The sequence below is a fragment of the Marinimicrobium sp. UBA4209 genome (genome assembly GCF_002381585.1).
Taxonomy (GTDB): domain Bacteria; phylum Pseudomonadota; class Gammaproteobacteria; order Pseudomonadales; family Cellvibrionaceae; genus Marinimicrobium; species Marinimicrobium koreense.
In genome coordinates this window covers 1-7,257 of sequence record NZ_DFTP01000033.1, presented here as the reverse complement: position 1 = coordinate 7,257, position 7,257 = coordinate 1, and the positions used below count along the sequence as shown (strand labels likewise).

The window sequence follows — 7,257 nt, the reverse complement described above, 5'->3', positions numbered from 1 at the left end:
TGGGACGGTTGCTGTGGATAATCTGGGTGACGGTGCTTACCTTCTGGCTGATGCGCGCACTATGGGTCGGACCTGACCTCCGCGCGCGCTTGGTTCCGGCGGTAGTATTGGTCGGGACTGTGGTCACGGGACTCGCGGCGTGGCCGCAGCCGGGTCGTGTCGCAACCGATACCTTGGCCTGGGAGCCTCTGACGGATGAGGCACTGAGCGATGCGCGGACGGCACAACGACCGGTGCTGATTGAATTTACAGCTGATTGGTGCATCAATTGCAAAGTGCTCGAACAGACCGTTTATCGTGATCGGCGTGTGGTCCGAGCTGTCCGTGAGGTTAATGCTATCACACTGCGCGCTGACCTAACGCGGCCTGATGAGCGCCTGAAACGTTATTTGCGCGAGTTCGGCGGGGCCGGCCTGCCGTTTGCGGTGGTACTCAATGGTCGCGGGAAGCCGGTAAAACGGCTGCCCGACCTGTTTGTGGCGGACACGCTGGCGTCGACGCTGCGCAGCTCTACGGAGGAATAAGTCGTATGCGCATGAATAAATCCCAAATCTTCGGCTGGCTGGTGCCTGGTCTGGGCGCTTTGGCGGTGGTGAGCGCATTGTTGGCATGGCAGTGGCCGCTCTTAGAGCCCAAAACCCTAGACGCAGCGGCTGGCGGCGAGGCGGCTAAAACCACCGCTGATCTGGTCGATATCCTTGCTGTGCGAGGGGCAGGGGACAGTATTCGTGTGACACTCTTGATCGAAGGCGATTGGCACGTGAATGCCAACCCCGCGTCCTTGGACTTCTTGATCCCCACCGAGCTTTCCGTGAGCGGGGGTGAACCCTTGCCGTTGGAAGTCGACTACCCACTCGGTCGCACTATCGACAGCGGGCTCGGTGATGAACCCTGGACCATTTACGATGATGGTACCATCATTCGCGCTACCCTTCTCAAAGACGTGTCTAATGACCAGTTAACCGCCGAAGTTCGGGTTCAGGCATGCCACGACAGCGGTCGTTGCCTGACTCCAGACACCCTCCAGGCGAGGCTTTCTCTCCGGTGACGGGAATATCGGTTTATGTGATGGCCCTCGTGCAACACCCTCGTTGTTATGCAGGATCTACTATAAGTTTGCCTTGGTTAAGGAGGTCTTCATGAGAATTGGCGCTTTGGCGAAGAAGCTTGGTTTGCCGGTTGAAACAATACGCTTTTGGGAGAAAAAAGGTTTGCTGCCAGAGCCTTCTCGAACGGAAAGCAATTATAGAGATTACGGCGATAGAGATTTGATGAACCTGCAATTTATTCGAAATTGTCGCGGTTTGGATATGAGTCTCGACGACATCCGGCAGCTGATACAGCTACGAAGCCAACGAACAGAGTATTGCAGTAGTGTCAACGATCTTATTGATAATCGTATTGCTCAGGTTACGATAAAAATCAAAACGCTACAAGCGCTTGAAGTTCAGTTGCGATCCTTGCGTCAGGCCTGCGCGGAGGGGCGAAGTGTCGAGCAGTGCGGCATTTTGCAAGGATTGACCGAGCGCAGCCGAAGCTCGATGACAAAGAAATAGAACCTTCACAGACCCTGGGGCGAGCGATGGCTTTCTGGCTCTTGGTGTGGTGGAGTATGTGTAAACGTATGTCAGCCCGGAAGGCAATTTTGACAAAACAAAAAGTGACGATTGTATTGATAACACTGATGGTTCTTCAGGGCTTCGTCGTCGCTGTTGAGGCACATCCGACTTCTCAGTGGGCTGACCGTACTCTGGGGTGGAATCAAGAGCTCCAGCCCGGAGATTGTAAGGTCGATACAAACGAGGCCGTAAATACCGCTTTACTGCAAGACGGTTGCTCCTGTTGTGCCCTTTGCCACGCTTGTTGGCTCGCGATGGCCGTTCATCAATTTTCTGATTTTTATTCTGATGTTAGGGGCGTGCTGCCCTCCTACCTAATTGACTTTTCGTCCGTCCACGGCCCCTCTCTGTTTCGACCACCCAAAGCCTGATAGGTCCCGAGTTTTTAGCACTCTAGAGCTGGTCCCCATTGTTGGGGTACTGAAATAATTTTTTAGGATAATTACCGATGAACTACTTTGGTTTATGGGTTGGGCTCGCCCGCGTGCGTGTGCGCACCGCGCACACGTTACTATTGAGTCTTTTATTGTTATTGAGCGGCCTCTCGTATGGGCAGCACCGGGAGGCGGTGCTTACACTGGACGATGCTATTCACAAAACCATGCAGAACAACCCCCGCTTGCAGATGTACGAAGTTCGGATGCGTGGGCTCAAGGGGGTCAGAGAGTCCGCTGCCCTAACGCCAGCCTATGAGCTGGGTGCGGAGGTTGAGAACTTCGCTGGAGAGGGTGAAATACAAGGCCTGCGTGGCTCAGAACAGACGGTTTCACTGTCGTCGGTCATTGAACTCGGCGGAAAGCGTTCGGCGCGAGTGGCGCTGGTCGATGCTCGCACTGGTCTGTTGGACGCGCGGCGTAGGGCTGAAGCGTTGGATCTGCTCGGCGAGGTGACGCATGGCTTCGTCGCCGCCTTGGCAGCACAGGAACGGTTGAATCTAGAAAAAGATGCTTTGGTGCTAGCTCGCGCGACACTGGAGGCAGTTGAAAAGCGAGCACGCGCGGGTGTTGCACCAAATGCAGAGGTTTTACGGGCCAAAGCCGCTCTCGCAAAAACAAAAATCACCTTATCTCGCATGCAGCGGGTATTTGAAATAGAGAAGACCCATCTTACCAGTCTGTGGGGCGCTATCGAAACTGATTTTGAGGAGCTTCAAGGGGACCTGTTTCAATTCCCTCCCGCGGATGATTTTGCGTCTCTATACGACAGAGCCAAAGGCAACGCCGCTTTGGCTGTGTTTGCGAGTGAGACTCGCCTGAAGGAAGCAAGGATCCGGCTGTCACAAACGCGTGCCAAAAGTGATATCTCCTGGAGCCTAGGGGTACGCCGGATGGAAGGCTCTGGCGATACGGGGCTAGTTGCAGGGGTTAGTATGCCCTTGTTTGCAGATCGTCGAAGCAGTGGGGAAATTCGCGCTGCCCAAGCCGAACGTGATCAAGTGACGTTTCGGCGGAAAGAGGCACTGTTTAATCTGCATGCGCAACTTTTCGAAGCCTATCAAAATCGACAGCAGGGCGTTGAAGTCTCAGCAGTGCTGAAAGAAGAGGTAATACCGACACTCAATCGTGCGCTACGGGAGACGCGTGGAGCATATGAACGGGGGCGGTATAGCTACTTGGATCTGATTGCCGCGCAGGAAGAGTTGTTGGCTGCTAGACGGAGGATGATCGACTCGGCAGCCTCGGTGCTTCAATACGGCGCCCTTATTGAACAAATGACTGCCGAGCCTCTATCTACCAGCAGACTTTCCCGTTGACCACCAGCGCTGAAAAAACTATAGGAACAAGACTATGCGACACAGATATTACGTTATTCTTTCGGTACTAATGGTGATTCTTACTTCGAACGCTGCTTTCACTCAGGACTTTATTGAACCTAGGGGGCGGGATGAAGCGCACGAAAGGAATCGAACAGAGCATGAAGGAGAGGAGGTGGTTCGGATCAGTTCAGAGACGGCACAAAAAGCCGGACTAAGTACAAGCCAAGCTGGACCCGCTACCCTCGACCGCATTCTTCGGGTGTACGGAAAGATCGTTGTGCCACCTGGCCAGGAAACCCACATGAGGGCACGGTTCCCTGGTCAAGTCTATCAGGTTCATGCCCAGATTGGCGATCAGGTTGAAACCGGCGATTTACTCGCTGAAATTGAGTCCAATGACAGCCTGAGGACCTACCAGCTTCGCTCGCCGATCAACGGGGTTGTCGTCGACCGCCAAACAGCGGTTGGCGAACTAACACAGGATCGAGCGCTTTTCTCTATTGCCCGTTTAAACCCACTTTGGGTGGAGCTTCACGTATTCCCGGCACAACGATCGGCCGTTTCGAAAGGGCAAACGGTTCTGCTGTCTTCTGACAGTGTTAAAGGAACGGTGACGCTTAGCCATGTTCTTCCTGGAAGTGAACGGCGGCCCTACCTTATTGCTCGAGGTACACTTGACAACCGAGACGGACAATGGACACCCGGGCTGCTTGTTATGGGGGAAATTGTCGTAGAGTCATTTCAAGCCTCTGTCGCGGTGGACAATCGCGCCCTGCAAACAGTTGAGGGTAAAACGGTGGTTTTTACCAATAAGGATGATGTATTCAAAGCGCAATTGGTAGAACTTGGCCGCAGTGATGACCGTTACACCGAAATCCTTTCTGGGCTCGAAGCGGGTGAACGTTATGTCGTGGGCAACAGTTTTTTGGTTAAAGCTGACCTTTTGAAGTCAAGCGTCGAAGACCACGATTAGGAGTCAGACGATGATCGAATCGATTCTTCGCTTCTCAGTCGAGCGGCGCTACCTCACTTTGTCCTTTATTTTTGTACTGATCGGCTTAGGTGTGTGGAGCTATCAGCGCTTACCGATTGATGCAGTGCCTGACATCACCAACGTTCAGGTACAGATCAATACCCAGGCTCCGGGTTATTCGCCTCTGGAAGCCGAACAGCGCATTACCTATCCGGTAGAGACGGCGCTTGCAGGGTTGCCAAATCTATCATATACGCGTTCTTTGTCCCGTTATGGGTTGTCGCAAGTGACAGTGGTGTTCGAAGATGGCACCGATATCTACTTTGCTCGAAACTTGATCGACGAGCGTCTAGGCGCGATTAAGAACGATCTTCCGCCAGGCCTTGAGCCCGAGATGGGTCCCATAGCAACCGGTCTCGGTGAAATTTTTACCTATACGGTTGAGGCCTTGCCTGGAGCGGTAAAGGCTGACGGAACACCGTACGATGCAACGGCATTGCGCGAAGTTCAGGACTGGATTATAGAGCCGCAGTTGGCTCTTGTACCCGGTATAGTCGAGATTAACACGATCGGCGGCTTTGCCAAGCAATATCACGTCACCCCCGACCCACGAAAGCTTCTGGTTTTTGACGTGACCTTGGACGATGTGAGCCAGGCCCTACGGAACAACAACAACAATCGCGGCGCTGGCTATATTGAGCACAATGGCGAGCAGCTGTTGGTGCGATCGCCTGGTCAGTTGCAAACGATAACCGACATCGAACAGGTGGTGGTGAAAATTGTCGATGGGTCGCCAGTGCGTGTTGCAGACATCGCGGAGGTCGCGATTGGAAAGGAGTTGCGCAGTGGCGCGGCTACGCGAAACGGAGTTGAAACCGTTGTTGGTACAGCGATGATGTTAATGGGAGCGAACTCCCGCGCTGTGGCTCGCGATTTGGCGATAAAGCTTGAAGAGATCGAGTCTTCTCTTCCCGAAGGCGTACGGGTGGACACCGTTTATGATCGCACCACTTTAGTGGACAAGGCCATCGCGACCGTAAAGAAGAACCTCTTGGAGGGCGCGTTGCTTGTCATAGCAGTGCTCTTTGTGCTGCTTGGAAACATTCGTGCAGCGCTGATTACTGCCGCAGTGATTCCTTTATCGATGCTCGCCACCGTTTTCGGTATGGTCAAGACAGGAGTGTCTGCCAACTTGATGAGCCTCGGCGCACTGGATTTTGGCCTGATTGTCGACGGGGCGGTCATCATCGTGGAGAACGCGACACGCCGCCTGGCAGAAGCTCAGGCGTCTGATAACAGCAAGCTCGAACGAAAAGAACGGCTTTGGTTGGTTTTTGAAGCGACTAACGAAGTCATTCGACCGAGTCTATTCGGGGTGTTGATTATTACGGTCGTCTACATTCCGTTGTTCACGTTGACTGGCGTCGAAGGGAAAATGTTTCAGCCGATGGCTGCTACCGTTGTAATGGCGCTTCTGGCAGCATTGGTGCTCTCATTGACTGTGGTTCCCGCGTCGGTCGCTGTATTTATGACCGGGCGCGTCAGCGAGAAAGAAAATCGTGCCATCGTCGCCGCAAAGTCACTTTATCGACCATTGTTGAGTTGGGTTCTCAGGTTACGATGGGGGATCATTTCCGGTGCCACTATTCTGGTTTTCGCATCAAGCTGGCTGGCCACAACACTTGGATCAGAGTTTGTGCCCCAGCTGGATGAAGGGGATATTACGGTGCAGGCGCTACGGGTGACCGGCACGGGGCTGGAACAATCGGTGGCGATGCAGGAGATGTTGGAAAGGCGCATTAGATCGTTCCCGCAGGTTGACAAGGTGTTAGCCAAGGTAGGCACAGCCGAGGTGGCGACGGACCCGATGCCTCCAAATGTGGTGGATAACTTCGTGATACTTAAACCGCGCAGTGAATGGCCGAATCCAAAGCTTCCCAAGGATGAACTGCTTCAAGAGTTGGAGGAGGCATTGGAGGAAGTTCCGGGCAATAACTACGAGATCACGCAACCGATTGAGATGCGCTTTAATGAGTTAATTTCGGGGGTTCGAGCGGATTTAGGAATCAAGGTCTTTGGTGATGACCTCGAACAGCTTCTAGCCTCAGCTGAGGCGATTCTCGCGGTTTTGAATGACATAGAGGGCTCAGCCGATGCACGGGTTGAGCAGGTTGACGGCCTACCAATGCTGTCAGTGCACCCCGATCGTATGGCGATCTCCCGGTACGGGCTCACCGTTGACGATGTACAGGATTTTGTTGCGACTGCTATCGGAGGTGAGTCTGTGGGATTGATCTATGAGGGGGATCGCCGGTTTGAGCTGGTGGTTCGTCTTCCAGAAAACGTGCGACGCGATGTCAAGCACTTGCACGAGTTGCCTGTGCCTTTGCCAGAGGGCGGGTATGCACCGTTGTCGGAACTCGCTACGCTCGTAATTGCGCCCGCGCCCAGCCAAATCAGCCGGGAAAACGGCAAAAGGCGAGTCGTGGTTATGGCAAATGTTCGGGGGCGGGATTTGGGGTCATTCGTAGCGGAAACCAAGCAGCGTGTCACGGCCGAAGTGAAGCTGAAGGCAGGGTACTGGCTAGATTATGGAGGTACTTTTGAGCAGTTGGCTTCGGCGAGTCAGCGGTTGTCACTTGTGGTCCCCGTGACGTTCGCTATTATTATTGTGATTTTGGTAGTGGCACTGGGCTCGCTTAAAGACGCACTCATTATCTTTACAGGCGTACCACTAGCGTTGACTGGTGGTGTATTGGCACTGTGGTTTCGCGATATGCCATTGTCAATATCGGCTGGCGTTGGCTTTATCGCGTTATCCGGTGTCGCGGTGCTGAACGGTTTGGTAATGCTCGCATTTATCCGCGATCGTTGGCACGTGTCAGGTGTATTAGTTCAGACCAAATCTG

Annotated in this window: 6 protein-coding genes; all 6 read left to right on the top strand. The window is 53.6% G+C overall.

Translation table 11 applies throughout. The features are described 5' to 3' along the window. A partial coding sequence (locus tag B3187_RS04930) for a thioredoxin family protein (RefSeq protein ID WP_286804876.1) occupies nt 1-524 on the top strand: 524 nt, incomplete at its 5' end. A gap of 5 nt (nt 525-529) precedes the next feature. Beyond that, complete coding sequence (locus B3187_RS04925; protein WP_286804874.1) at nt 530-1,048, top strand: protein-disulfide reductase DsbD domain-containing protein; 519 nt, start codon at nt 530-532, stop codon at nt 1,046-1,048. A gap of 91 nt (nt 1,049-1,139) precedes the next feature. Then, nucleotides 1,140-1,556, top strand: a complete 417-nt coding sequence (gene cadR, locus B3187_RS04920) for a Cd(II)/Pb(II)-responsive transcriptional regulator (protein ID WP_286804873.1) — start codon at nt 1,140-1,142, stop codon at nt 1,554-1,556. 511 nt (nt 1,557-2,067) lie between these two features. Further along, nucleotides 2,068-3,372 (top strand): TolC family protein, encoded by a 1,305-nt coding sequence (locus B3187_RS04915; RefSeq protein WP_286804872.1) that lies wholly within the window; start codon nt 2,068-2,070, stop codon nt 3,370-3,372. 34 nt (nt 3,373-3,406) lie between these two features. Continuing rightward, the gene (locus B3187_RS04910) at nt 3,407-4,348 is read left to right on the top strand and encodes an efflux RND transporter periplasmic adaptor subunit (protein WP_286804871.1); all 942 of its coding nucleotides are present in this window, start codon (nt 3,407-3,409) and stop codon (nt 4,346-4,348) included. Nucleotides 4,349-4,358: 10 nt separating this feature from the next. Continuing rightward, on the top strand, nt 4,359-7,257 hold a 2,899-nt coding region (locus B3187_RS04905; protein WP_286804870.1), incomplete at its 3' end, for an efflux RND transporter permease subunit.